At 41.3% G+C, this 26334-nt stretch carries 26 protein-coding genes; 8 read left to right on the top strand and 18 right to left on the bottom strand.

The features are described from left to right. Positions 1-31 precede the first annotated feature (31 nt). From pstA to V5M37_RS21675, 6 genes are all read right to left on the bottom strand, one after another. Positions 32-919, bottom strand: a complete 888-nt coding sequence (gene pstA, locus V5M37_RS21650; protein ID WP_423799100.1) for a phosphate ABC transporter permease PstA — start codon at positions 917-919, stop codon at positions 32-34. Next, a complete protein-coding gene (gene pstC, locus V5M37_RS21655) occupies positions 916-1839 on the bottom strand; it encodes a phosphate ABC transporter permease subunit PstC (RefSeq protein ID WP_423799101.1) in 924 nt (307 codons plus the stop codon). Before pstC ends, pstA begins: the two co-directional genes overlap by 4 nt. A gap of 94 nt (positions 1840-1933) precedes the next feature. Then, on the bottom strand, positions 1934-2842 hold the full coding sequence (locus V5M37_RS21660) for a phosphate ABC transporter substrate-binding protein (RefSeq protein WP_423799102.1): 909 nt from the start codon (positions 2840-2842) through the stop codon (positions 1934-1936). A gap of 192 nt (positions 2843-3034) precedes the next feature. Then, on the bottom strand, positions 3035-5125 hold the full coding sequence (locus tag V5M37_RS21665) for a peptidoglycan D,D-transpeptidase FtsI family protein (RefSeq protein WP_423802663.1): 2091 nt from the start codon (positions 5123-5125) through the stop codon (positions 3035-3037). Between the two features lie 173 nt (positions 5126-5298). After that, positions 5299-6516: an MFS transporter gene (locus V5M37_RS21670; RefSeq protein WP_423799103.1), complete on the bottom strand. Its 1218-nt coding sequence runs from the start codon at positions 6514-6516 to the stop codon at positions 5299-5301. Between the two features lie 117 nt (positions 6517-6633). Beyond that, positions 6634-7242 carry a superoxide dismutase gene (locus V5M37_RS21675; protein WP_423799104.1) on the bottom strand — a complete coding sequence of 203 codons (609 nt, stop codon included), beginning with the start codon at positions 7240-7242 and terminating at the stop codon, positions 6634-6636. 371 nt (positions 7243-7613) lie between these two features. On the opposite strand from V5M37_RS21675, the gene V5M37_RS21680 reads away from it, so the two are divergent. From V5M37_RS21680 to ispG, 4 genes are all read left to right on the top strand, one after another. Beyond that, a complete protein-coding gene (locus V5M37_RS21680) occupies positions 7614-8309 on the top strand; it encodes a Crp/Fnr family transcriptional regulator (protein ID WP_423799105.1) in 696 nt (231 codons plus the stop codon). A gap of 109 nt (positions 8310-8418) precedes the next feature. Beyond that, positions 8419-9192 carry a DUF1189 domain-containing protein gene (locus V5M37_RS21685; protein WP_423799106.1) on the top strand — a complete coding sequence of 258 codons (774 nt, stop codon included), beginning with the start codon at positions 8419-8421 and terminating at the stop codon, positions 9190-9192. 95 nt (positions 9193-9287) lie between these two features. After that, complete coding sequence (locus V5M37_RS21690; protein WP_423799107.1) at positions 9288-9617, top strand: hypothetical protein; 330 nt, start codon at positions 9288-9290, stop codon at positions 9615-9617. A 114-nt stretch (positions 9618-9731) separates the two neighbouring features. Beyond that, on the top strand, positions 9732-10832 hold the full coding sequence (ispG, locus tag V5M37_RS21695; RefSeq protein WP_213145294.1) for a flavodoxin-dependent (E)-4-hydroxy-3-methylbut-2-enyl-diphosphate synthase: 1101 nt from the start codon (positions 9732-9734) through the stop codon (positions 10830-10832). Positions 10833-10886: 54 nt separating this feature from the next. Here the strand turns inward: ispG and V5M37_RS21700 are convergent, their stop codons facing one another. Then, positions 10887-11246, bottom strand: coding sequence for a DUF4190 domain-containing protein (locus V5M37_RS21700; protein WP_213145293.1), 360 nt, complete (start codon positions 11244-11246; stop codon positions 10887-10889). 371 nt (positions 11247-11617) lie between these two features. Here V5M37_RS21700 and V5M37_RS21705 point away from each other — a divergent pair, with 371 nt between their 5' ends. Further along, complete coding sequence (locus tag V5M37_RS21705) at positions 11618-12220, top strand: 5' nucleotidase, NT5C type (protein ID WP_423799108.1); 603 nt, start codon at positions 11618-11620, stop codon at positions 12218-12220. Positions 12221-12273: 53 nt separating this feature from the next. On the opposite strand, the gene V5M37_RS21710 is transcribed toward V5M37_RS21705, so the two are convergent. From V5M37_RS21710 to V5M37_RS21720, 3 genes are read right to left on the bottom strand one after another with little or no spacing between them, the layout of a single operon-like run. Next, complete coding sequence (locus V5M37_RS21710; protein WP_423799109.1) at positions 12274-12687, bottom strand: Fur family transcriptional regulator; 414 nt, start codon at positions 12685-12687, stop codon at positions 12274-12276. 16 nt (positions 12688-12703) lie between these two features. Continuing rightward, positions 12704-13543 (bottom strand): metal ABC transporter permease, encoded by an 840-nt coding sequence (locus V5M37_RS21715; RefSeq protein ID WP_423799110.1) that lies wholly within the window; start codon positions 13541-13543, stop codon positions 12704-12706. Between the two features lies 1 nt (position 13544). Then, positions 13545-14312 carry a metal ABC transporter ATP-binding protein gene (locus tag V5M37_RS21720; protein WP_378584072.1) on the bottom strand — a complete coding sequence of 256 codons (768 nt, stop codon included), beginning with the start codon at positions 14310-14312 and terminating at the stop codon, positions 13545-13547. A 179-nt stretch (positions 14313-14491) separates the two neighbouring features. Here V5M37_RS21720 and V5M37_RS21725 point away from each other — a divergent pair, with 179 nt between their 5' ends. Beyond that, positions 14492-14749: a DUF2624 domain-containing protein gene (locus V5M37_RS21725; protein WP_423799111.1), complete on the top strand. Its 258-nt coding sequence runs from the start codon at positions 14492-14494 to the stop codon at positions 14747-14749. 41 nt (positions 14750-14790) lie between these two features. Here the strand turns inward: V5M37_RS21725 and V5M37_RS21730 are convergent, their stop codons facing one another. Beyond that, a complete protein-coding gene (locus tag V5M37_RS21730; RefSeq protein WP_423799112.1) occupies positions 14791-15684 on the bottom strand; it encodes a deoxyribonuclease IV in 894 nt (297 codons plus the stop codon). A gap of 17 nt (positions 15685-15701) precedes the next feature. Then, positions 15702-17015 (bottom strand): DEAD/DEAH box helicase, encoded by a 1314-nt coding sequence (locus V5M37_RS21735; protein ID WP_423799113.1) that lies wholly within the window; start codon positions 17013-17015, stop codon positions 15702-15704. A gap of 342 nt (positions 17016-17357) precedes the next feature. On the opposite strand from V5M37_RS21735, the gene vrrA reads away from it, so the two are divergent. Both vrrA and V5M37_RS21745 read left to right on the top strand, forming a co-directional pair. After that, positions 17358-18098 carry a VrrA/YqfQ family protein gene (gene vrrA, locus V5M37_RS21740; RefSeq protein WP_423799114.1) on the top strand — a complete coding sequence of 247 codons (741 nt, stop codon included), beginning with the start codon at positions 17358-17360 and terminating at the stop codon, positions 18096-18098. Between the two features lie 126 nt (positions 18099-18224). Next, entirely contained in the window at positions 18225-19169 is a 945-nt protein-coding gene (locus tag V5M37_RS21745) for a 4-hydroxy-3-methylbut-2-enyl diphosphate reductase (protein WP_423799115.1), read from the top strand. Positions 19170-19199: 30 nt separating this feature from the next. Here V5M37_RS21745 and V5M37_RS21750 read toward each other — a convergent pair whose 3' ends face one another. From V5M37_RS21750 to dnaG, 6 genes are all read right to left on the bottom strand, one after another. Next, a complete protein-coding gene (locus V5M37_RS21750) occupies positions 19200-20315 on the bottom strand; it encodes a Nif3-like dinuclear metal center hexameric protein (protein WP_423799116.1) in 1116 nt (371 codons plus the stop codon). Continuing rightward, positions 20302-21024, bottom strand: coding sequence for a tRNA (adenine(22)-N(1))-methyltransferase (locus V5M37_RS21755; protein ID WP_423799117.1), 723 nt, complete (start codon positions 21022-21024; stop codon positions 20302-20304). The genes V5M37_RS21750 and V5M37_RS21755 overlap by 14 nt, the downstream gene beginning before the upstream one ends. 79 nt (positions 21025-21103) lie before the next feature. Further along, a complete protein-coding gene (cccA, locus tag V5M37_RS21760; protein WP_423799118.1) occupies positions 21104-21472 on the bottom strand; it encodes a cytochrome c550 in 369 nt (122 codons plus the stop codon). Positions 21473-21847: 375 nt separating this feature from the next. Beyond that, the gene (locus V5M37_RS21765) at positions 21848-22987 is read right to left on the bottom strand and encodes an acyl-CoA dehydrogenase (RefSeq protein ID WP_423799119.1); all 1140 of its coding nucleotides are present in this window, start codon (positions 22985-22987) and stop codon (positions 21848-21850) included. Positions 22988-23339: 352 nt separating this feature from the next. After that, positions 23340-24482: an RNA polymerase sigma factor RpoD gene (rpoD, locus tag V5M37_RS21770; RefSeq protein WP_213144825.1), complete on the bottom strand. Its 1143-nt coding sequence runs from the start codon at positions 24480-24482 to the stop codon at positions 23340-23342. A gap of 43 nt (positions 24483-24525) precedes the next feature. Continuing rightward, positions 24526-26334: a DNA primase gene (dnaG, locus tag V5M37_RS21775; RefSeq protein ID WP_423799120.1), complete on the bottom strand. Its 1809-nt coding sequence runs from the start codon at positions 26332-26334 to the stop codon at positions 24526-24528.

The following is a 26334-nucleotide window of genomic DNA, read 5'->3' on the forward strand; positions in this document are numbered from 1 at the left end:
TTTATCGCTGTCAACATACGACTCCACCTCTTTATTTAGTAGCTGTTGCCCGTTTGTGAATCAAACTTCCGATCCAGCGTGCCAATAGGTTAAAGATCAAGACTGAAAGAACGAGGACAGCAGAAGAACCGCTGGCAACTTCATCGACATCAGGAATTAATCCTTGGGTATTTACTGACCATATATGAACCGCCAATGTCTCGGCAGGGCGGAAAATATTCAACGGTGATTGTTCAGAAAGTGGATTCCAGTTTGTATAATCCAGTCTTGGTGTTGAAAGACCAGCAGTAAATAATAATGCGGCCGCTTCACCAAATACCCTGCCTGCAGCTAGGATGGCGCCAGTTAAGATTGACGGAAATGCCGCTGGTAAAATAACCGTTTTAATCGTATGCCAATGGGTAACTCCCAAGGCAAGGCTGGCCTCTTTTAAATCGCGAGGTACTGCCCGGATCGCATCCTCGGTTGTACGTACCATTGTTGGAAGGTTAAAGATTGTAAGAGCCAATGCTCCGCCTAAAATGGTGTAACCCCAACCGGTTGTGTTGACAAAAATCAATAATCCAAACATACCAATAACTATGGAAGGCAATGACGATAACACTTCAATACAGGTCCGGATTAAGTCGGTTACTTTACCCGGTTTTGCATACTCAGCCATATAGACGCCGCCGCCAATTCCAATCGGAACGGTAATCAGCATCGTGATGAACAAAATATAAAATGAATTAAATAATTGGTCGCGAATACCTCCGCCAGCCCGGACATTACTAGAAGGGGTTGTTAAAAATTCAAGCGAAATATGTTTAAATCCATTGACGAAAATATAGAAAAACAATCCTGCGAGAATCGTTACGATCGTGATGGCAATAGCTACAAAAACCCCTGTTGCAATTCGATCGGTTGCTTTACTATTCATCGTAACTTCCTCCTTGATGATAGATAACGAATGAGGAGAATGAAGGCGAACGACATAATCAATAAAATAAGACCCATCGACCAAAGCGTGTTATTCTCCACGCTGCCATAAGTGGTGTGCCCCATATTTAATGTAATAATGGTCGTTAATGTCGCCGATGCATCCAAAATGCTTGATGGCAAATCTCTCACGTTTCCGATAACCATCTGAACAGCCAATGCTTCACCAAATGCTCTCGCCATACCAAGAATGATGGCTGTAAGCAAGGAAGGCATTGCTGCCGGGACAAGCACTTTGCGAATCGTCTGCCATCTTGTAGCACCTAAGGCATAGGAACCTTCACGAAGATGATTCGGAAGTGAACTCATTGCATCCGTTGCAATCGTTGTAATTGTCGGTAAGATCATGACGGCAAGGACAATCATCCCGGAAAGTAAACTAAATCCAAGCCCGCCGACATTTTCTCTGATAAACGGAACTAACACGGTTAAACCAATAAATCCATACACAACTGATGGAATACCTACTAATAGTTCCACAATCGGCTGAAGAATTTTTCTTCCCCAAGAAGGAGCAATTTCTGTCATAAAAATCGCTCCGCCAATTCCTAATGGCGCGGCAATAAGTGCGGCAAGGAAGGTAACAGCAAAGGATCCGAAAATAAACGGAAGAACTCCATACATCGGGCTTGCTTTATCTGTAGGATTCCAGTTAGTACTTGTTAAAAACTCGATGATGCTGATCCCGTTCTTCGTAAATGATTGCATTCCTTTAGTTCCGAGGAATATCGTAATCGCAATCGTAGCCGATATCATGATAACGGCACACAAAATGACAATTAATTTCCCTCTAAATTCCCCATCAAGCCTGCTTCTCTTTGATTTTAGCAATCTATCTTTTGCGGGAAGAAGTTTCTCCATATTAAACCAAACTCCTCTTGAATACGTCATAATAGGGTAAACGCTCTGCATTTACCCTCTTTTATTTTTCAACAGTTCATTCTAGTTGTTTCTATTAGATATTTTTTTGATTTCCCTCAGCATCGCGTTCTACTTTCATTTTTGTAACAGGAAGATATCCTTGTTCCTTTAAAAGAGTGTTTTGAATATCATCTGACATTAAATAGTCCAAGAACGCTTTAGTTAAACCTTCTGCTTCACCTTTAGTATAAGAGTGCTGGTATGCCCAGACCGGGAATTTTCCGGATTGTACATTTTCTTCAGTCGGTTTCACGCCATCAATCGAAAGCGGGGTTACAGAATCATCAGTGAAGTAGGAGAATGCAAGGTATCCAATTGCACCTTCAGTTTCGTTTATAATCTTTTTAACCGTGTTAGAAGAATCCTCGGTAATTCCTTCAGCAGGTGTCGCACCATCAAGAGCAAAGTGATTGAATACTGCACGCGTTCCGGATGAATCAGGACGGTTTACAAGAACAATCTTTTGGTCTTTACCGCCAAGCTCTTTCCAGTTTGTAATTTTTCCAGTAAATACTTTGATTAGATCTTCTTTTTTAATATCATTAATTCCTACTTTAGGGTTAACAGCAGCTGTCATCCCCACCACTGCCACTTTGTGGTCAACAAGTTTGTCAGCAGGAATTCCTTCTTTTTCTTCAGCGAAAACGTCTGAGTTACCGATTTGTACTGATCCTTCAGCAACCTGTGATAAGCCTGTCCCAGAGCCGCCGGCATTTACTTGTATATCAACCTTTGGATTTTCAGCCATAAATTCTTCAGCAGCTGCAGCAATTAACGGTTGCATGGCTGACGATCCTGAAATAGAAATTGAGCCTGATAGTTCCCCAGAGTCTTTCGCTCCACCATTATCTTTATCTGAAGAAGAATCACTTCCACATGCTGCTGCTATAATCATGAAAGCCGCAATTAACATCATTAGGCTAATGTTTTTTAAACTTTTCATTTACTAATTCCCCCTAAGAGTTGGCTGTTTGTTCTGCCTTACAAACATAAGAATAAAGGATGACTGTAAATAGAGTTTTAATGTTTTGTAAAGGTTATGTAAATGAATGTTTAGTTTTTGTAAATCGCAATCTAGCAATCTGGCAAAAAAAAAACACCTGCCTCATCATCCTTGAGACAGGTGTCACTTTTATTAATGTTGTGGTTGTACTGCGCTTTGGTTGTTTACCGCTGTGTTATCCTGCCCGGCAGCTGCTATTCCGCTTTGGCGGGCATTTTTTAAGTTAAAATAAGCATCCATAGCCCTTGTGCCAATTAGATGGTTAATACTTGGGCCGCTGTTTCCTTCATAAGCCCATGGCACCACTACAGCAATGGCCACTTCAGGATTATCGTACGGCGCAAAGCTGACAAGACTTAGGTTCCAAACTTCGGTTCCACGTTTCGATTTATCAGAGCCATCATAAAAAGCTTCCGCTGTACCGGTTTTGCCCGCCGGATTATATGGCTTACTTCTCCAGAAACCGGTACCGGTACCGTCGCCAACCTGCATAACCATTCGGAATCCTTCTTGGACGCGTTTAATCCATTCATCCTTCATTTCAACACGATTTAATACCTTCGGCTGAATTTCCTCCACAATCGGACCCAATTCATTGTTATCCAATTCTGGTTCACGAATTTCCTTCACAACATGCGGCTGAATCCGGTAGCCCCCGTTTGCGATGGTCGAAATGTATTGCGCAAGTTGAATAGGTGTATACGTATCGTACTGGCCGATGGCAAAGTCAAGAAGCAGACCTGACCGTTTATCAGAGCCTGGAAAACCGCTCATTTCATTGGGAAGGTCAATACCTGTACGAATTCCAAGGCCAAACTGGTTAAAGGATTTCCGCATGGTGTTAAAGCCTTTGTCCGTATCCAATACAAGCGGTCCATTTGGAACATAACGGCCGCCAGCCATGGCAATCACTGTTTTCCACATGTACACGTTCGAGGAGACCTGAAGCGCCCGTAAATCGTTAATGTCGCCGAAGGTTTTCCAAGATTTTTTAACAGGTGTTCCTTTAATGACTAGAGGTTCATCCCGAAGGACAGATCCCGGTCTTATGGCACCAGTTTGATAGCCTGTTAAAATGGTCGCACCTTTAACAGCTGACCCCATGTTGTATGAGCTTGTAAACGTCCCTTGGGCATAATCCCGCATTTCCAGTTTGCCTGTTTCCTTATTCTTTACAAGCTGTTTACCTGACAATGCTAGGATTTCACCCGTTTTTGGGTTCATCATAACGGCAAAGGCCCTATCCATAAGTCCGGTATTCGGGCTCTTTTTCGCGTTCCAAATCTCTTCTTCAATAATTTTATCTACTTGTGCTTGAAGGTCCATATCAATGGTTAAGACAAGATCTTTTCCTCGATTGCCTTCCGATATGACCTCGGAAGATAAAATTTTACCTGACTTATCGGTTGTATTTTTTACTTTAGCCTTCTCCCCGCGAAGGACATCTTCGTATTTTAATTCCAGATAACTCTTTCCGACCCGATCGTTTCGGCTGTAATCTTTGGCAAGATACTTGTCCAATTGTTCCTTTGGCAGCCCCGAATCAGATGATGATACATCTCCTAAAATAGATTTTAGGGTATCTCCAAAAACATAGTTTCTGGCCCAATCTGTGGTGGTATCAATCCCTGGGAGATTTTCCAGGTTTTCGCTGACAGCAGCAAATTCCTCTGGGGTTACATCTTTATTTTTGACGATTTGCGGCGTTAAAGCGTAACCGCTGTTGAATTCCCGATAAATAGCCAGCGTTTCTACCTCATCCGAGGTCAGACTGTTCAAATCTTCGTCCGTAATTCTCTTAAGCTGTAGTTTATAAATGTCTTTATCATCCAGCTTTTTATTTTTAAATTCGGTCCATTCTTTATCGGTGATTTTTTCTTTTGCCTTGTCCGGATGAATTAGGATCCAAAAATCCTTTTTATCACGTTCACGGACCTTTGAGGTGTCCATAGTAATTAATTTTGCTAATTTTTTAGCTGTTTCCAGCATTTCCTGCGGTGTTGTATTTTGATATTTAGTATACGTAATCGCATTTAGCGGTGAATTATCTACAATAACATTCCCGTTTCGGTCATACATTTTCCCTCTAGGCACGGGATTTGAGACCGTAATATTGTCTGTTCGTTCAATTTCCCTTTTAAAATCTTCTCCGAATACAATTTGTAATTCTCCAAGCCGTAAAACAAGGATGGAAAAAAGCAAAAAGACGACAAAGAAAAGCATGTTTAAGCGAAAAGGAACCGCCGGCTTCTTCTTTTTCTTCTTCAAGGTCAAAACGCACCTCCCTAAGTCAATAACCTAATTAATTGTATAAGAAAGTGTAGTTTTTTTCTATGGAGAAGACTTACCATTTTTACAAAATAAAAAAGCGATGAGCAAATCTTCGCTCATTCGCTTTATACAGCAGGCAGTCGGACCCTTTTGATAAATAGATAAATCAATGTATGCCCAGCCCCCAAAATCAATAATAAATATGGGATGCTTTTTTCTTCATTAAATAAGGTGACTGCTGCGAGGAAAGCAAGGACGGAAACAATACGGCCAACATTTAAGAAAATTTCCCTCACTACAATATATTCAATCCGCATTTCCGCTGCCTTCCAACCCGATCCAATCACATCATACGTTGTTGACATATACGGAACGAGCAAAAGCGGATAGGCAATCGCGATCATAGCAGCGTAAATTAAAAGCTTTGCGTAGTTTACTTCCCAGGCTATCAGAATGACTGCGGCATACAGCATAAGTCCGCCAATGAGTATGGCCTTTTTCCGATAACTTTTTTTAATCAGCCTTGAAGCAAGAAAATAGGCTACAAACGATATTCCAGAATTTAGCAGTCCGAAGGTCCCCAAAGCCATTTCACTGCCTGTTGAAATATACACAAAGACAGAAATGACAAATAAAAACGTCCCTTCTCGGAGCCCCTGAAAAAAATGGGCGTTCGTGATAAGACGCCAATTTTCATTTTGTTTTCTTTCTTCCAATATTCGTTTGAAGCAATATCTCCCCTTCGCTGGTCTAGGTTTCAAAGAAAAGCTTAACAGCACCGCAAGGGCAAATAATCCTAACGACAAGCCAAAAACAATCGTATAACCTGTAAACTTTTCGAATCGGGTAATAATCACCCCTGCTGCGATCGGACCAATCATCCCGCCTAAGGAAGATAATATTCCCAAAAACCCATTAAAAAAATCTCTTGTTTCCGGTTCGGTGATTTCAAACGTCAGCACATTGTAGGCTAGCCAATAAAAACCGTACCCTACTCCTAACAGTCCCCCTAAGAGCAGCAAATAAGTGGCAGCCTTAGTCCCAGTTAGTAAGACGGCCAAATAGAAGAACGCTAAAAAAGTAACTCCTATTCGTAGAACAATCACGCGGTCAATTTTCTTTGCCCATCGGCCTGCCAAGATAAATGTGAGTGGCTGCAAAACGACGATGGAAAGGTTATACAAGGCGAGATCGGAGTATTGGCCAGTTTGCTTCCATAAATAAATATTTACGAATGTGTTGGATAAGGCAACGCTTAAGGAATATAAGCCGCCAATCATCAGTAAAAGGGTTAAATCCTTTGTTAATTCAACATCCCCTAAAAACTTAAATTTTTTTGCCATAAAAAACTCCCCTTTGTCTTAAAAGGTAGTCTTTAACAAGCGGCTGGTTCTTATTCAAATTTGGGGATGAAAAAAGACAGCTGCAAAGAGCTGCCTTTTTGTTAGATATAAAAATTATTATTTAGCTGCGCTGTAACGCTTAGAAACTTCGTCCCAGTTTACTACGTTCCAGAATGAAGCGATGTAGTCTGGACGCTTGTTTTGGAATTTTAAGTAGTAAGCATGCTCCCAAACATCTAGGCCAAGGATTGGAGTTTTGCCTTCCATCAATGGAGAGTCTTGGTTTGGTGTGCTGGATACTTCTAATTCGCCGTTATTAACGGAAAGCCATGCCCAGCCAGAGCCAAAGCGAGTAGTTGCTGCTTTTGCGAATTCTTCTTTGAACGCTTCGAAGCTGCCGAATTTGCTGTTGATTGCATCAGCAAGTTCTCCACTTGGAGCACCGCCGCCATTTGGAGAAAGAATTTGCCAGAATAAAGAGTGGTTCGCATGACCGCCGCCGTTGTTACGAACAGCAGTGCGTGCTGCTTCTGGAACAGCATCCAAGTTTGAGATAACTTCTTCAACTGACTTAGAAAGCAATTCTTCGTTGCCTGCTAAAGCGTTGTTTAGGTTAGTCACATAAGTGTTGTGATGTCTTGTGTGGTGAATATTCATTGTTTCCTTGTCGATATGCGGCTCAAGTGCATCTTCCGCGTAAGGTAATTTTGGTAATTCAAATGCCATGAAAAATTCCTCCCTATGTACTATTTTTTAAAGGCCTTGGCACACTAAAATTCATCGCAAAGAATTTTAAAATATTTCCAAAGCTTTGTGACTTTAGATTACCAAAGTTGAGTGGCAAGTATCAAATAATTTGCTTAAACCACCATATATAAAATATCCACTTTTCAGCGTTTTATGCAGTTTTTTTCACATTACCATTTCACACCTATCCACTTTTCGAAAAATTGTCATGAATCATGCAATCGGCATGCTGTCAACGATTTATGTCATAGCAGTTATTTTTATTTACATATTTTGTAAAACAGCATATTGACTAGATGGATTTTATTCCTTTTAATCATCATATACATGGTTTTAAGGAGTGGCAGGACATGCAGAAAAACAGCCTTTCTATTTATGAAATAGTACATTATTTTTTTAAAAAGACTGAGCCGGTACAAAAGATAACAGCAGGTAGTGTGCTGTTCCATGAGAAAGATCCGGCCGAATTTATATATCTGCTCCTAAATGGCGGTATTGCCTTAGGGCGAATGCACGTTAGAGGAAAGGATTTTATTTTAAAAATCGTGAATGACCAAGAATTAATAATTGAATACCAGCTTTTTAAAACAAATCCCCGCTATCAGTTCTATGCCAAAACTTTGACGGATTGTGAAGTGATTGCCATCAAACGGGAGGACTTTGAAAATTTCGTGTTAACGGATCCGGAAGCCATGCAAGCACTTGCCACATGGCTATCAACAAGCTATTTGAAGGTGCAGATGAAATGCCAGGATTTAATCATGAACGGTAAAAAAGGCGGCCTCTACTCAATCCTTATCCGTCTATGTAATTCGTATGGAGTCATGACACCCGATGGGATCCTGATAGATTTACCCTTGACTCACCAAGAATTGGCCAATTTGACTTTTGGCACTAGGGAAGTGATTCAGCGCGCCCTCAAGGAATTACGAGAGCAAAACATTATCTCCTATGACAATCAAAAATTTACGATAAGAAATCTCAACTACCTCAAGCAAACCGTGGATTGCCAAAACTGTTCTGCGGAAATTTGCGGCTTAAACTGATTGAATCTGCCTCTATGGCGGTTCTATTTAAAGTGTTAACTACCTTGTTCTTGTCTATCATAGCTTCAAAAGCTACAATAGAATGGTGAATCTATATGAGGTGGTTATTATGAATATTTTCAAGCAATTATTTAAAAGTATCTACTCACCGAAGGACATAGCCTTATTTCGTTTCCAAGGTATCGGAAAAACAATTCTTTTTGTTTTCTTATTGACTTTTATTTCCGTCCTTCCGTCGATTGTTTATTTCAGTACAGCGTTAACAACCGGATTGGATTCTGCCAAAACCTTTCTGGAAAAGGAAGCTCCTGATTTTACGATAAAGAATGGACAATTAGAGGCAGATACTAAGGTCCCTGTAACGATTAATAAGGATAATTTTACGATTATTTTGGACCCTACCGGCGCCGTTTCTAGTCAAGATGCGGCTGATCAAGGAAATACGTTCGCCCTGTTAAAAGATGAGTTTGTTATGACAGCCGGCGGCCAAAGCGATACATACCCCTATTCCATGATGGAAGGGCTGAAACTTTCAAAGAACGATCTCGTTGACTTTATTAACTCGATTAGTGGACTAAAGGGAATTATTATCCCGATTGTCTCCTTATTCATCTATTTGTTTTCAAGTGCCGCTAGTTTCATTGAAGTTTCTGTTCTTGCTTTAATCGGACTTGTGTTAAAAAATCTTGCCGGAAGAAAGCTTACCTATCGCCATTTATGGAGAATGGCCGCATACAGTGAAACATTGCCGACATTATTTTTTACGATAATGGCCGCACTGAAAACAGCCGTACCAAACAGCTTTTGGATCAATTGGTTTGTCGTTATCATTGTTTTATATTTGGCGATAAATGAAATCCCAAAACCGAAAAAAAGTAGTTAAAGCATCCATTCCATGGATGCTTTTTTCATTTATGAGTTCTATTTAAAGGTGGACAAGCATAGGTTTGTAGAAACTTTTGTTTGGAGGCTTGTCCAATGAAAAAATTGTTTGGTGTTCTAATTGCCATTTTAGTCATATATGTGATTTACTTCGACTTAACTGTCGGCACTTTACCTTCTACAGCAAACATTCAGGTAGAGGCAAATGTTAATCACACCGCTAAACCTAGTACCAGCATCCCTTCTTTTACAGAAAAGGTAAAACCAGGTCAAACTGTTATTTCCATTGTCGAGCACCAATTAGGAAAATCTCTTCCTGTATCTATTTCTGAGTTAATAGAAGACTTTCAGGCATTAAATCCAGGAAAGTCACCAGAAAAAATCCAAATCGGTTCTACATATCATTTTCCGGATTACTCAAACTAATGAGGATAATCCTTATTCTTGTCAAAATTAGATGCAGGCTGATACAATAAAAGGTGAATTGTTTTTAATCCTATATTCGAATCCAGCTAAAGGAGCGAATTCCACGTGAGTGAAATTATACATCGTACGAAAACACGGCCGATTAAGGTTGGCAATTTAACCATCGGCGGCAATAATGAAATCATCATTCAAAGTATGACAACCACTAAAACCCATGATGTAGAGGCTACTGTTGCCGAAATCAAACGTCTTGAGGAAGCAGGTTGCCAAATTGTCCGGGTCGCATGCCCAGATGAAAGGGCTGCAAATGCCATTCCTGAAATCAAAAAAAGAATCAACATTCCACTTGTTGTTGATATCCACTTCGATTATAAATTGGCACTAAAGGCGATTGAAGGCGGCGCTGATAAAATCAGGATCAATCCTGGAAATATCGGCAGAAAAGAAAAGGTTGAAGCGGTAGTAAAAGCCGCTAAAGAAAAAGGAATTCCAATCCGGATCGGTGTAAATGCGGGGTCATTGGAAAAACGAATTCTTGATAAATACGGCTACCCAACCGCTGATGGAATGGTCGAAAGCGCCCTCCATCATATCAAAATTCTAGAGGACTTGGACTTCCACGATATTATCGTTTCAATGAAGGCTTCTGATGTCAATCTGGCTATTGAAGCATATGAAAAAGCGGCCCGCACCTTCGATTATCCATTGCATCTTGGGATAACCGAATCCGGAACACTTTTCTCCGGAACCATTAAAAGTGCAGCTGGATTAGGTGCAATTATCAGCAAAGGTATTGGTAATACGGTAAGGGTTTCATTAAGTGCAGACCCAGTTGAAGAGGTTAAAGTAGCTCGTGAGCTTTTGAAGGTATTCCACCTTTCCTCCAATGCTGCTACCTTAATTTCCTGCCCTACCTGCGGGCGCATTGAAATAGACCTGATTAGCATCGCCAACGAGGTAGAGGAATATATCTCCCATATTAAAGCACCTATCAAGGTTTCAGTTCTAGGCTGCGCAGTAAATGGACCTGGTGAAGCTCGTGAAGCAGACATTGGAATTGCCGGTGCCCGTGGTGAAGGTCTATTGTTTAGAAAAGGCGAGATTGTCCGGAAGGTGCCAGAATCACAAATGGTCGAAGAACTCAAAAAGGAAATTGACCAGCTTGCCGAAGAATATTTCCGCAAGAAGGAAGCAGAAGAAAAGGTAAACAAATAGGTAAACGTCACAAGAGGCCGTCCCGAAAGACAGCCTCTTTTCTTTGCTCCTATGTTAAAAGAACGGAAGAATAAAGATTCCGATGATAATCGATACCGCTCCAATCCCAATAGCCCACGCTCCTAGCCCTTCGGAGCCGCGGCGCCTAGCAACAAATCCCAGAATAATTCCTGCTGCACCAAACAGGATTGGCATTACGAACAAGGATAAAATGGAAAGGACCAGTGCGACAGTCCCTAGTCCGGCACCGCCGACCGCACGTCCTCGACCATTATCACCAATATCGTCTTTTTCCCTGCCTCTTATAATAGGTACGGGGGCAGCGATTTCGGCAGCGGTTTCTTCATTATAGGAAGAACGGATTGGCACGGATGCCCCAATTGGCGGATCATCTTTCTTTAAAGATACTCTCATTGGGACAGACGCTCCAAATTCCTCTGCCGTTTCCTCATTATATTTGGAAGCTTGGGTTGTTACAGGTGTTGCGATTTCGGAAGTTGTGGCCTCACGATAATCCGATGGAGAATTTGGTATATCTTCACCGATAATTGGGCCACGAAGAGCTTCTTGCACCTTCGTGTCGCGTTCATCTGCCATCCTTTAATCCCTCACTTTCAATGTAGGAGCATTTATTATTGTTTGTCATTAAATTCTTTTTACTATGACAATGTTTGTCTTAACTAGTTAGTTATTTCATATTCCGCAAAATATTTCATGCCAAACAGTTCACGGTCTTTGGTAAAATAAAAATAGAACTGAGGAAACAACAGAAGGTGAATTTAAAAATGAAAAAAAGATTTGGAATTGATATTGATGGAACAGTTACCTGCCCTACATCATTATTGCCTTTTATAAACAAGGCATTTGGGATGAACATTGCTTATGAGGACATCACCCAATACGATTTAACTCCTTTTGTGAAAGTGGATGAAAAAGTATTTGCCCATTGGTTTTCAGAAAATGAGCCGATTATATATGAAGGTTCTCCACTTGCTAAAGGCGTAAAGCCGGTATTAAATAAATGGAAAAATGAACATGAATTGTTTTTTATCAGTGCCCGTGGACCGCATCTGCTCGAGGTGACCGAAAAGTGGTTTTCAGCGCATGGATTAACCTTCCATCACATTGAGCTGATTGGCTCTCATGACAAGGTTGATACGGCTAAAAATCTGAAAGTGGATCTCTTTTTTGAGGATAAACACGACAACGCCGTTGCCCTTCATGAAGAATGCGGAATTCCGGTCATTTTATTTGATACTCCCTATAATCAAGAGCCCATTCCACAAGGTGTCATCCGGGTCAACGACTGGGCAGAAGCAGCCATTTGGGTGGAGAACTGGCTTAGGAAGCAGGAACATATACGAGAAATGGCTGGGTCAATGAAATAAAAATAAAAAAAGCTGTCCCAAATGAGCAGTTACTCCGCTCATGGGTCAGCTTTTTATTGTACACATTCCGGACAGCGGCCATATATTTCGAATTTATGCCCGGAGATGTCGTAGCCTTTTAAATTTGCACTGAGGCCCTCCATCGGACATGTTTCAATTTCTTTCGACTTGCCGCAGCTTAAGCAAATAAAATGATGGTGATGATGGGTGTGTGAGCAGGAAAACCGAAAATGTTTTTCGCCTGACAACTCCGTCATCTCTAGTATCCCCATGTTAACAAAAAGGGAAAGGTTACGGTAAATAGTATCAAAACTTAAGCCCGGGTAATCATCCTTCAATAGATCTAAAACATCTTTTGCTGTTAAATATTTATCGCTTTCAGCAAACAATTGAAGCATATCTTCCCTTTTTCCTGTCTGCTTAAATCCATTTTCCTTTAAAAATTGAAGTGCTTCTTGTACATTCATCATTTACACACCTCGCTTATGCTTTATTCACCAAGATTTTTTTATAAAATATCGCCAATATTAATATCAATACAGAGAGCATGACAATTGTTCCACCTGGAGCCAAGTCCAAATAATAAGCAAGGCTCAGCCCGCCAAGCACCGAAGCTTCACCGAAGATAACCGATAAAATAATGGCCTGCCTAAACCCTTTGGCAATTCGGATACTTGCTGCAACAGGAAGTGTCATTAACGAAGAAACCAACAGGATTCCAACAATTCTCATTGAAGCTGCTATGACCAGCGCCACTAAAATAATGAAAATGAAATGGATGCTTTTTGCTGCAATACCGGAAGCCTTGGCGTATTCCTCATCAAAAGACAATAAAAACAGCTCTTTATACAAGAGAACCACAGCCAGTACCACTGCAATACTGATTACCAGAATCACCCAAAGGTCGGTACGGCTGACGGCTGATACACTACCAAATAAATAACTGAACAAATCTGTATTAAAGCCTTTGGCAAGAGATATAAATATAACCCCCAGCCCGATTCCTCCGGAAAGAATAATCGGAATCGCCAGCTCTTGATAGTGCTTGTAGACTCCTCTTAGCTTTTCAATAAATAAGGCCCCGCCAACCGAAAAAACCATGCCCATATACAATGGATTCAGGCCCGTAAGTGCGGTAACATAGCGCTCAAGCAACAGACTTGCCGCAATCCCTGCCAAAGTTACATGGCTAAGCGCATCGGCAATCAAAGACAATCTTCTAACCACAATAAATACTCCCAATAATGGAGCTAGGATGCCAATTAACATTCCAGTTAAGAAGGCGTTTTGTAAAAATTCATAATGTAAAAGCCCTTGAATCATACTATACGCCTCCGTGTTCATGATGATGAGTCAGCAATTGCACATCATGTCCATAGAATGATGACAGGTCTTCCATTCTCATCTGCTCAAATTCATTTGTCAGTCCGTGAAAATGCAAATGCTTATTTAAACAGGCTACATGGGATACCTTATCGGAAACGGTCCCGATGTCATGTGTGACCATCACCAATGTAATCGCCTTATTTTTATTTAACACATCAAGCATTTCATAAAAAGCCTTTATGTTCTCTGCATCAACCCCAACGGTTGGTTCGTCAAGTATCAACAGCTCTGGCTCACTCACCAAGGCTCTAGCTATAAATACCCGCTGCTGCTGCCCGCCTGAAAGCTCGCCAATATTTCGGTCTTTAAATTTTTTCATCCCTACTGCATCCAATGAGGCTAATACTTTTTCCGAGTGCTCCTTTTTGAAAAAAGACAACAGGCCCAGCTTTTTTGTTAACCCGCTTGCCACTACCTCATATACGGTCGCCGGGAAACCCGTGTTAAAGGAGTTGGCCTTTTGGGAAACGTAGCCGATTTTGTCCCAATTTTTAAATTTATTGATTTCTTGGCCAAATAGGTAAATTTCTCCCTTTTGCAGCTTTAACAATCCCAAAACTAACTTTAATAGTGTTGATTTTCCAGAACCGTTGGGGCCGACAATGGCGAGAAACGCTCCCTTTTCCACGGATAAATTGATGTTTTCAAGAACTATGTCCTTTTCATATCGATAGGACAGCTGTTTAATATCAATAATTGATTGCATAGATTTCGCACTCTCACTTTAATTTTAAGAATCATTCCGATTTAACTTTATGTAGTATACAATAGTTATTTTGTGTTTGTAAAGCAGAGCAATTCGCGAATGTCTAATTTAACCGCCTTTATAAGTCACTGTCACACTCCAGCCTCTTTTTCATAAATTAGCATGGAGGAGTGATTAAGGTGAAGATTTTTGAAAGTATTATCAATCATAAAATAAATACCATCACTGCCGATGAACTGCTAAAATATGCAAACCAATTTAATATAGCCATAACCCGCAGTCAGGCAAAAAAAATAGCCGAATACTTAAGAGGAAAAAATATTAATATTTTTGATGACCTGCAGCGTGCCCAATTGGTAAGGGAAATTGCCAAAGCCGCCGGCCCGCAAACAGCCCGGGAGGTCAATAAACTTTTTGCAGAATTAGTAAAAAAATGAAAAGCTGTGCATATCTTCTGCACAGCTTCTTTATTTGGAATTTAAGACTGCATTATTTTATTCAGTAGATCCTCTTCAAACGTCTGCTCGCGAAGCATGGCGATTTCGTGGCGATATGGCGCCTTTTTATTGTTTTTGTCTTCACCGACAAACGGAGTTTCAAGGATTTTCGGTACATCCATCAATTGCGGATGATGAACAATATAGTTTAGTGCCTTAAATCCAATATGGCCAAATCCGATGTTTTCATGCCGGTCTTTTCTTGTACCTGATGCATTTTTGCTGTCATTGATATGGAGCACCTTTAATTTATCTACCCCAATAATTTTATCAAACTCATTTAAAACACCATCAAAATCCTCGATGATATTATAGCCGGCATCGTGGGTATGGCATGTGTCAAAGCATACTGACAGTTTTTCATTATAGTTGACACTATTGATTATCGTCGCAAGTTCCTCGAATGATTTCCCGCACTCCGAACCTTTTCCCGCCATTGTTTCTAAAGCGATTTGAACCTGTTCTTTTCCGGTTAGCACTTCATTAAGACCCTCGATAATCTTTTTAATCCCAGCCTCCTCACCGGCACCGACGTGAGCACCTGGGTGAAGGACTATTTGCTTGGCTCCGAGGGCTTCTGTCCGTTCGATTTCCGACCGTAAGAACCGGACGCCCAATTCAAATGTATCCGGATTGGTGGTATTTCCAATATTGATAATATAGGGAGCGTGGACAACTATTTCGGAAATTCCATTCTCCTCCATATGTCTTCTTCCCGCCTCAATATTTAAATCCTCGATTTTTTTCCTTCTAGTGTTTTGCGGGGCTCCCGTATAAATCATAAAGGTGTTGGCACCGTAAGAAATGGCCTCCTTACTTGCAGCGAGAAGCATTTCTTTGCCGCTCATTGAAACGTGCGACCCTATTTTTAACATTATTTCCTCTCCCTCTCTTATTTCTTCTTATCTAATCTGCGCTGCCGCTTCTTGATATTCTCTATTTCTGTTTGCATTTTCTTTTTATACCCTGGTTTTACCTTTTTCGGCTTTTTAATGACAGCCTTTACACGATGGTCAATCTCATCCTCTGGCTTTACTCGTGTTTTCCGGCGGTTTCGACCTTCTAGTTCAACAAATTCGTTATTTTTCAAGTCAACATTCTTAAATTGAATGCCCATCTTTTCAAGACGAATTAAAGCATCTTCGTCTGATAAATCATAAATCGTTAAGGCAATCCCGGCATTTCCTGCTCTAGCGGTTCTGCCAACCCTGTGAATATAAAAATCCAAGTCAGAAGGAATTTCATAGTTTATGACATGGCTTACCCCTTCAATATCAATTCCCCTTGAAGCCAGATCTGTCGCAACAATATATTGAAATTCCAAATCTTGAATCTGCTTCATCATTTTTTTTCGTTCTCTTGGAGTTAAATCTCCGTGGACTCGTCCAACCTTCAAGCCTTTTTGATATAAATAATCCGCCACCTCATCAGCCATTTTTTTCGTATTTGTAAATACAATGGCTAAATAGGGATTGCAGGCGATAAGAGTATCATGAACAAGCCCCTTCTTATCGCGGTGTCTTGATGGAAGCAAATAATGCTCCAGGTTTTCAGCTACCTTCCTTGTCGGTTCAATCTGAATGTTTTTTGGATTCTCCATGTATTTTTTCAGAAAAGGCTTTAATTTTTCCGGAATGGTGGCGGAAAAAACATACATTTGCAGGTCTTCCGGCAGCCTTGACGCAACACGGTCAACATCCTCAATAAAGCCCATGTCCAGCATCATATCCGCTTCATCGACGACAAGAATCCGGGCTGTATGTACTAATAGCGCCTGTTCCTTTACAAGGTCGTTAATTCTGCTAGGCGTTCCGACAACAATATGAGGCTGTATTTTTAATTTCTCGATCGTCCGCTGCTTGTCTGTTCCGCCTGTAAATAATTTAGCGGTAATTGTTTTCTCAGAGGGACAATGCTCAGTAATTTTTAAAATTTGTTGATAAATCTGGCTGGCAAGCTCCCTGGTAGGTGCTGTGATGACTGCTTGAACCACTTGTCTCGAAGCATCCACCTTATCAAGGATTGGCAGCACATAGGCAAATGTTTTTCCCGTTCCGGTTTGTGATTGGCCAATCGCACTTTCCCCTTTTAATACCAACGGAATCATTCGTTCCTGAATTTCCGTCGGTTGAGTGAAGCCCAGCTTGTTCAGCGCCTCATTAATAAAGCCTTGAAAATCAAAACGTTCAAATTTAGTTTCTTTCATTTACGTACTCCTTATATAAAAATATCTTATTTTTAAGTCAAATGATCGGGAGACCTGCGATTTTCGCGTCCATCAAGTAATTATAGTAGAGTTCAAGGTAAATCTCCAGTTATTATCATCTTTTACTTTCCTGCAGGTTTTAAAACCATAAATTTCATTTGATTCTGAGTATAATACCTAAACAAAAACAAGGTGTATGCATATTGTAATTCAAGAGGGTAAAAGTGGAAATTCCGCACATGTTCAAGAGTTTTCCCCATCCGCACTTTTTCCTTTTATAATTTCTTTTTTATGGGAAAACGGTGTCTTCATGTGCTGAGAAACGAGAGGAGGTTTTATGGTATGCAACCAGGACCTAGATTCCCAATGCCAGGGGGAATGGGACCGTTTGGCGGCGGTGGACCAATGATGGGCAGACCGGGCGGTTTATTCGGCGGGGGAAATCAAATGATGAGACCCGGCGGTGGACTGATGGGCGGTGGAAGAAATCCAATGATGGGCCCGCAAGGAAATCCCTTTGGCGGAATGGGCGGACAACAAATGGGCAGAGGCGGCGGATTACTCTCTAGGCTTTTCGGCGGAGGAAACCGCATGGGCGGACCAGGCGGAATGATGGGCGGCGGCGGACCAGGCGGCCTGATGGGAATGCAGGGTGCCGGCAGAGCCGCAGGAGGCGGCGGATTGCTCCAATCCTTGTCTAACCCGGGAGGACTATCAAGTATTCTTAACAATACTCAACAGGTTATAAAGACGGCCCAGACAATCGGCCCGATGATCCAGCAGTATGGTCCATTAGTGAGAAACCTGCCAGCCTTATGGAAGTTATATCGCGGCTTAAAAAGCTCTGATTCAGATAAGGAAGAATCGAGTGAAAAGAAAAAGCAGTCAGGGGAAGAATCCTCTAGCAGCCGCTTAACATCAACAAATCGAACAACCAAAACTTCATCTAAAAAAACGAGCCGAAAAGGAACCCAGCAAACCAGTTCCGACAGGGGAAGCAGCAGAAAAAGAACACACAAGACCAGTGCGCCGAAAAAAAGACAGCACCCAAAAGGAACCTCGATACCAAAATTATATATTTAACATAAGAATGCCGGCCTCCGGCATTCTTTACTATTTTGGGCAGGAAAAATGTCTCTTTGTAATATATCTATTAGTTTTATATAATGGACATATAATCTACTAAAATCCTTTTGGAGGACTTCATATATGCAAATCGTTAAAATTTCGCCGCGTGGTTATTGTTATGGTGTTGTTGATGCCATGGTCATTGCGAGGAATGCGGCATTAGATAAAACGCTGCCCCGTCCCATCTACATTTTGGGGATGATTGTTCACAATAAACATGTTACAGATGCCTTTGAAGAAGAAGGAATTATCACCCTTGACGGCAAGAATCGTCTTGATATCTTAGAGAAAGTTGACAAAGGGACCGTTATTTTTACAGCCCACGGTATCTCGCCAGAGGTAAGGGAACTTGCGAAAAAGAAAGGGCTAGTCGCCATTGACGCAACCTGCCCGGATGTAACCAGGACACACGACCTTATTGAAGAAAAGGCCAGGGAAGGATACCAAACGATTTACATCGGCAAAAAAGGGCATCCAGAGCCTGAAGGGGCACTTGGAGTGGCACCTGGCATGGTCCACCTTGTGGAAACACCTGCTGATGTCGAAGCATTGAATCTCGATTATGATAAACTCATTGTCACTAACCAAACAACCATGAGCCAATGGGACGTTTTCGATACGATGGAAAAGGTAAAAGAAAAATATCCTCATGTCGAGGTATTTAATGAGATTTGCCACGCCACCCAAATCCGTCAGGAAGCTGTTGCCGAGCAGGCTAAACAAGCGGATGTCACCATTGTCGTTGGTGATCCAAAAAGCAACAATTCTAATCGCCTTGCTCAGGTTTCTGAGGAAATTGCTGGTACAACAGCATATAGGATTGCTGATATTACAGAACTTAACATCGATTGGATTAAGGACGCCAAAAACGTGGCTGTTACTGCGGGTGCATCAACTCCGACACCAATTACGAAGGAAGTCATCGCGTTCCTTGAACAATTCGATCCAAATAATGAAGCTACATGGGAACGCAAGAAAAACGTTCCATTGGCAAAAATCTTGCCGAAGGTAAAAAAAGAGAGCTAAGTGAGTAGGCTGACACAAGTCAGCCTATTCTTATATGAATTGAAAAGGATCAGTATGAATTTGTGAAGGAAAAATCTCCACTTCATAGCCTGCTTCCTGGCATAATGTCTGCAACGTTTTGGTCAGGCCTTTTTTCATGACCTTTTCAACATTATGTCCTGGGTCAATCATATTCAAGCCATCCATCATCGCATCATGAGCGGTGTGATAATAAATATCCCCTGTCACATAAACATCGGCCCCTTTAAATTTGGCATGGGAATAATATTTATTGCCATCACCACCTAATACGGCGGCCTTCTTCACTCTTGCCTTCATATCGCCCACCACGCGGACCCTGTCCACTTCAAGAGCCACTTTTACCTTTTTGGCAAACTCCTCTAACGTCATTTCCGGGATCTTTCCAATTCTGCCTAGCCCAAGTACCTCTCCTTTATTTTCTAGCGGATAAACATCATAGGCCACTTCCTCATATGGATGAGCTTTAATCATCGCGGTGATTACCTTTTTTAAGATAGGCTCAGGGACAATCGTTTCAATCCGAACCTCTTCGACCGTTTCTGGCTCCCCAGGCTTACCGATAAAAGGATTCGTATCCTCCCCCGGCAAAAATCGGCCAGTACCGTTTGCCGTAAAGGAGCAATGGCTATAGCTGCCAATAAAACCTGCACCGGCATTCCCTAGCGCGTGTCTTAGTTCATCAGCATGACTGACAGGTACAAACACCACTAATTTCTTTAGTTTTGTATCAAAAGTTGGAACTAAAACCTCAGCATCCTCCAACCCTAAAGCTTCAGCCAGCCAATCATTAACCCCGCCCTTGGCCACATCTAGGTTGGTATGAGCCGCGTATACGGCGATATCATGTTTGAGTAATTTCTCAATGATCTGCCCTTGAACAGTATCAGTAATAACATTTTTTAGTGGTCGGAAAATCGGCGGGTGATGAGCAATAATAAGCTGAACCTTTTTTTTAATAGCCTCATCAATGACGGAATCAAGAACGTCCAAGGCAATCATTACCCGTTCTACCTTTTGATTAAGGCGTCCAATTTGCAGGCCGATTTTATCGCCTTCCATTGCCAGACTCTTTGGTGCAAATTTTTCAAACAGCTGAATAATTTCATGACCATTAGCTTTTTTCAATTTTCAATGCCTCCTCCACAAGTTTTAGCTTATCTTCTATTTCCTTTCTTTTCTCAACTGTTTCAGGGGTCGCAGCAGCGTTTTCTAACTGTTTTTTAACTCTTTCCCAATTGCTGCTTTCAGACAGCCATTTTTTCTTAAAGATCTCATTTTGGTTCTGAATGAGAAATGGTCCCATTAACAGCTCCATCTCCATTTTATTCTTTTGATAAGGGCGTTTTGCATTACCTTTTTCAGCAACTAAAATCTCATAGGTTTTGCCGTCTTCCTCAAGAATTTCTTCAGCAATCAACTCCCATTCATTTTCCAAAAACCATAAACGGATGGAAATGGCGCTAATGTTTGGCTGTAACACAAGCCTCTTGACGGTTTCCAGCTTTTCTTTTCCATTTTCTAAAATACTGGCAATCAAAGCGCCACCCATGCCGGCAATCGTAATGCAATCTATTTCACCAGATTCGATAACCTCGAGGCCGTCTCCCATCCTGACGGAAATTCTATCTGAAAGTCCTTCTGCCATTACGTTGCTTTTTGCAGATTGGTATGGACCTTTCGCTACTTCACCGGCAACGGCAAACGGAATGCCAGCGTTTTTTACTAAGAAACTAGGCAGATAGGCATGATCAGAACCAATATCTGCTAATCTTGCCTCTTTTGGAACGTATTTCGCAACAGCCGTCAAACGCATTGATAATTTTTCTGCATTCAAATTAACACACCTGCTTTTCAATATGTATGCCTTAATAATATAAAAGGTCCTTTACAGATGCAAAGGACCTTTTGTCAAATTATTTAAGTTTCGATAACCAATCTGCCATTGCAGCAGCTTTATCCTCGGGAACAAGACCTGCAGGCATGGCGCCTTTACCGTGAGTCACGATGTTTTTAAGTTCTTCTTTAGAAAGCTTGTCGCCAACACCTTTTAACGGAGGACCTACAACCCCTTGGTATTGATCGCCGTGACAGCCAATACAAGTTGTTTTATAAATGTCTTCTGGCTTGGATGCAGCCACTTCTGTTTTCTCACTGCCTTTGCCTTCACCTTTCTCAGCAGCAAGCTCCTTACTATCCCCTAGTCCTTTAAAAGACAAAGTGAACATAAGGACAATCCCAAAAACCATGATGAGAATGTAAGGAATCACCGGATTCTTTTTCATAATTTTACCTCCCTATGTATGAACATCTGTAAATAAATAAAACCGCCTACAAACAACTACTATTTTACTTGAAAATGCACAGAAGGAAAAGCCCTAATGTTATTTTATCACTATAATCTTTTAAAAAAAGAGCAAAGAGGCTAAAATAATTATTTATTTCAGCCTCTTTGTTATATTTCCCAATTATTTTTTTGCTATGAATAGTCTGTTGATTTCCGCTTCAGGGGCTCGCTTTCCGCGGGCGTTGCGGGGAGCCTCCTCGGCGCTTTAGCGCCTGCGGGGTCTCCCCTGCCCCGTACTCCCGCAGGAGTCTCGCCCCTTCCGCTCCAATCAACAGAGTGTAAAAAATAACATTTTGCCTTTATAGGGCCTGTTTTAACAACCAATTAATCTTGAAATTACCATCCGCTGAACTTCGGAGGTTCCTTCGCCTATTTCCAGGAGCTTGGCATCACGCATCATTCTCTCCACATGATATTCTTTCATATAGCCATAGCCGCCGTGAATTTGGACTGCTTGGCTGGTGACTTCCATACATATTTCGGATGCGTATAATTTACACATTGCTGCTTCCTTTGAAAATGTTCTTCCTTGATCCTTTAACCAAGCCGCCTTATAGACCATATTGCGGGCTAGCTCAATTTTCATCGCCATGTCAGCCAGCTTAAATTGAATAGCTTGGAAAGTTGAAATTGATTTGCCAAACTGTTTTCTTTCCTTAGCATAGGCTAGCGCTTTCTCGTAAGCACCCTGAGCAATCCCGACAGCCATGGCGCCGATTCCAATTCTGCCGCCATCAAGGGTAATTAAAAATTGCTTAAAACCCTCTCCGCGTTTTCCCAGCAGGTTTTCCACAGGTACTTTGACATCTTCTAAGACAAGCTCAGTTGTATTGGAGGAATTTAAGCCCATTTTTTCGTAATTATCAATAACTGTAAATCCAGTTGTATTCGTCGGAACAATGATGGCACTGATTTCTTTTTTACCGTTTGTTTCATTCGTTACAGCCGTTAGTGCCAAATGCTTGGCATAACTGGCATTCGTGATGAAGCATTTATTCCCGTTGATGACAAACTTGCCTTCCGTTTCCTTTGCGGTTGTTTTAGTTCCCCCGGCATCGGATCCGGCATTTGGCTCTGTCAATCCAAAGGCACCTAACGATTCGCCTGTGCAAATGGGTGTTAAATAGGTTTGCTTTTGCTCTTCTGTACCAAATAAGTTTAAAGGAGCGCCCCCTAAGGAAATATGCGCTGAATAAGTGATGCCTGTTGAACCGCAAACTCTGCTTAACTCTTCCACCACAATCGCAAAACTAACGGTGTCTGCCCCTCCCCCGCCGTATTCCTCCGGGAAGGGAAGCCCCATCATTCCCATTTCTGCCATTTTTTTAAACACATCTGTCGGAAACTGTTTTGTTCTGTCACGTTCTATTGCATCTGGCGCAACCTCTTCTTCTGCAAACTGGCGAATTGTCTTTTTAATCATTTGTTGTTCAGATGTTAAGTCAAAGTTCAAGTCCATCTCCCCCTAATCACCTATGTATACGCTTACAAATATATTATATTCTTTTCACCTGACAATTCTCAACTTTAATAAATTTTAGAAAATATAATATTATCTGAATATGGGATGATAAACCCATTCAGGTAGGGCATTTAGCACTACAAACCTTATCTGAACAGGAAAAATCGACTTTAATTCACCTTTTTTACGATAATAATCAGGTTGTTATTTGGGAGAAAACACCAATTGGCCTATTTGCAAAATGAGAGACAATTCAGTAAAATAGAGAACAAAGAGAAAGTGCTTTCAAAAAAGGGAAAAAAAATAGTTTACTTCTTGTAAGAAGTAAACTATCTTTTGAGCCTTATTCCAAGAAATCTTTAAGGCGTTTGCTGCGGCTTGGGTGACGCAGTTTCCTTAATGCTTTTGCTTCAATCTGCCGGATTCGCTCGCGGGTGACACCAAAAACCTTGCCGACCTCTTCGAGGGTACGGGTACGGCCGTCATCCAGCCCAAAACGAAGGCGAAGAACATTTTCTTCCCGGTCCGTCAGGGTATCGAGAACATCTTCAAGCTGCTCCTTTAATAACTCGTAAGCAGCATGCTCTGAAGGGGATGTAGCATCCTGATCCTCGATGAAATCTCCAAGATGTGAGTCATCTTCTTCACCAATTGGTGTTTCAAGTGAGACAGGTTCCTGGGCAATTTTTAAAATTTCCCTTACCTTATCAGGTGTCAGGTCCATATCTTCGGCAATTTCTTCCGGAGTTGGTTCGCGGCCTAAATCCTGCAGTAACTGACGCTGAACACGAATAAGCTTGTTAATTGTCTCTACCATATGCACTGGTATCCGGATTGTTCTCGCCTGATCGGCAATGGCGCGGGTAATCGCTTGGCGAATCCACCATGTGGCATATGTACTAAATTTAAAGCCTTTACGATAATCAAATTTTTCAACCGCTTTGATCAGACCCATATTTCCTTCCTGGATAAGGTCAAGGAACAGCATGCCACGGCCAACATAGCGTTTTGCAATACTGACAACAAGACGGAGGTTTGCTTCAGCAAGGCGCCGCTTTGCTTCTTCATCACCTTGTTCAATGCGGTGGGCTAAGTTAATTTCTTCTTCAGCAGAAAGCAAATCAACCCGGCCAATTTCCTTTAGGTACATACGAACAGGGTCGTTGATTTTTACACCTGGAGGTACACTCAGATCATTTAAATCAAATTCATCGCTATCATCATCTTTTGATAGCGCCTTGATGCTTGGATCATCATCGTCCTCATCATCACTATCACCAACTAATTCAATTCCCTGGTCACCAAGGAATTCGTAAAACTCATCCATCTGATCGGATTCCACATCGAAATTTGCCATTTTCTCGGCAATATCATCATAGGCAAGGACACCAACTTTTTTACCCAATGCGGTTAACTGGTCTTTCACTTGCTCAAGGGTCAATTCATTCTCGACCTCGCTTGCACGTGCTGATTTTTCAGCAGCCATACGGGGGTCCCCTCCTTCAATTAATCAAACACACTAAATTACTCTATAGTGATTTACGCAATTGATTGATTTCATTTCCAATCGCAGCAGCCAGCCTAAAATCACTGTGTCGCTCCGCTTCTTTTAACTCAGCTTCTTTTTCCTTTATTTTTAACAATTTTTTATGTTTCAACACCTGTTTGATATAATCAGTTAATTCCTGATGACTTAATTCATCATTAATTGACATCATTTCGATGTTGGCAACTATTCTTCTTAGATTTTCATCATGAATATAGGATAAAAATGCGCTTGAATCAGGGTTAATATGTTCTTCGTAAAATGCCAAAAGATAGGTTATGATTGCCTGATGTTCATCTTCGTTAAACGTATCGCCCTGTAGTAACTCCTGTACCTTATAGGTGTTATCCCTGCTTTTTAGCATATGGGCAATGAGACATCTTTCTGCGCGATAATACGCAGGTTTTAATTCATTTACTTTTTTTTGCACTAGAATCGGCTTAGATTTTGGTTCGTTCTTACCAATTTCCTTTTTCTTCTCCGCAAAATATATCTGCTGTTCCTGCTGTTTTAAGGAATCTAATGATAGGGAAAACTCTGCTGCAATTTGCCGCAAATAATGATCCTTTTCAACGGCTTTTGTTAATTTGGTGATTTCTTTTACTATTTGTTCGATATAAGCAAGCCTATCTCCTTCATTCTGAAGATTTTTTCCTCTTCGAAAATAAAGAATTTTAAAAGCCATCCAAGTTAAACTTGCTCCAATTACCTCGCCGCGAAATTTCTCCGGACTGTTCTTCTTTATATATTCATCCGGGTCCATGCCATCAGGCATTAAAGCTACTTTTATTTGAAAGCCTGCATCGTTCAAATGGTTGCCTGCTCGAAACGCTGCCTCAATTCCTGCTTTATCTGAATCATAGCAAATAGTGATGGTTTGCGCGCTTGTACGCAAAAGGGCAATATGATCATCAGTCAACGATGTCCCCATTGTCGCAATGCCATTTTCTATTCCGGCGCGGTCAGCGGAAATCACATCTGCAAACCCTTCAAATAAAACTGCCTGCTGGGATTTTTTTATGCTGGGCTTAGCCAAGTTGTAATTGTATAAAATTTTGCTTTTATTAAAGATTGCTGTTTCGGGACTGTTTAAATATTTGGGCTCATCGGCCCCTAGTGTTCTCCCTGAAAAAGCAATCGTATTTCCGTTTCTGTTGAATATCGGAAACATAATTCGGTCCCTAAATCGATCAAAGTATGTTCCATCTTTTTCACGTTTAATGATGAGTCCGGCTTTTTCCATCCATTCGGGAGAAAAATCCCGTTTCGTTAGGAACTTATAAACAAAATCCCACGAATTCAAGGAATAACCAATTTGAAATTTTTCAATCGACTCAAGTGTAAATCCTCTTCCAAGCAGATACTCTAATGCATGCTGTCCTTCTTTTGTATTTACCAGCAAGTGATGATAAAATTTACGTAACAGCTCGTGAGCATCAAGCATGGCCTGAAGTTCATCAGAAATTTTTTTCTCGGAGTGAGTGGAGGATAAATTTATTTCAAGATTAATATTTCCTCTAGCAGCCAGTTTCATAGCCGCTTCCTGAAATGAAATTCCCTCTAGTTCCATTAAAAAAGAAAAAACATTTCCGCCTGCACCGCAGCCAAAGCAATGGAAGATTTGTTTGTCAGGCGATACTGAAAATGACGGGGTGCTCTCTCCATGGAAAGGACATAATCCGAAGTAATTTCGCCCCTGCTTTTTCAACCCGACATAATCGCTGATTACCTCGACAATATCAACAGCCTGACGAATTTGTTCTATTTTTTCTTCGGCAATACGGTCTGCCAT

The organism is Neobacillus sp. SAB-20_R2A (assembly GCF_049568635.1).
Lineage (GTDB): Bacteria > Bacillota > Bacilli > Bacillales > Cytobacillaceae > Neobacillus > Neobacillus citreus.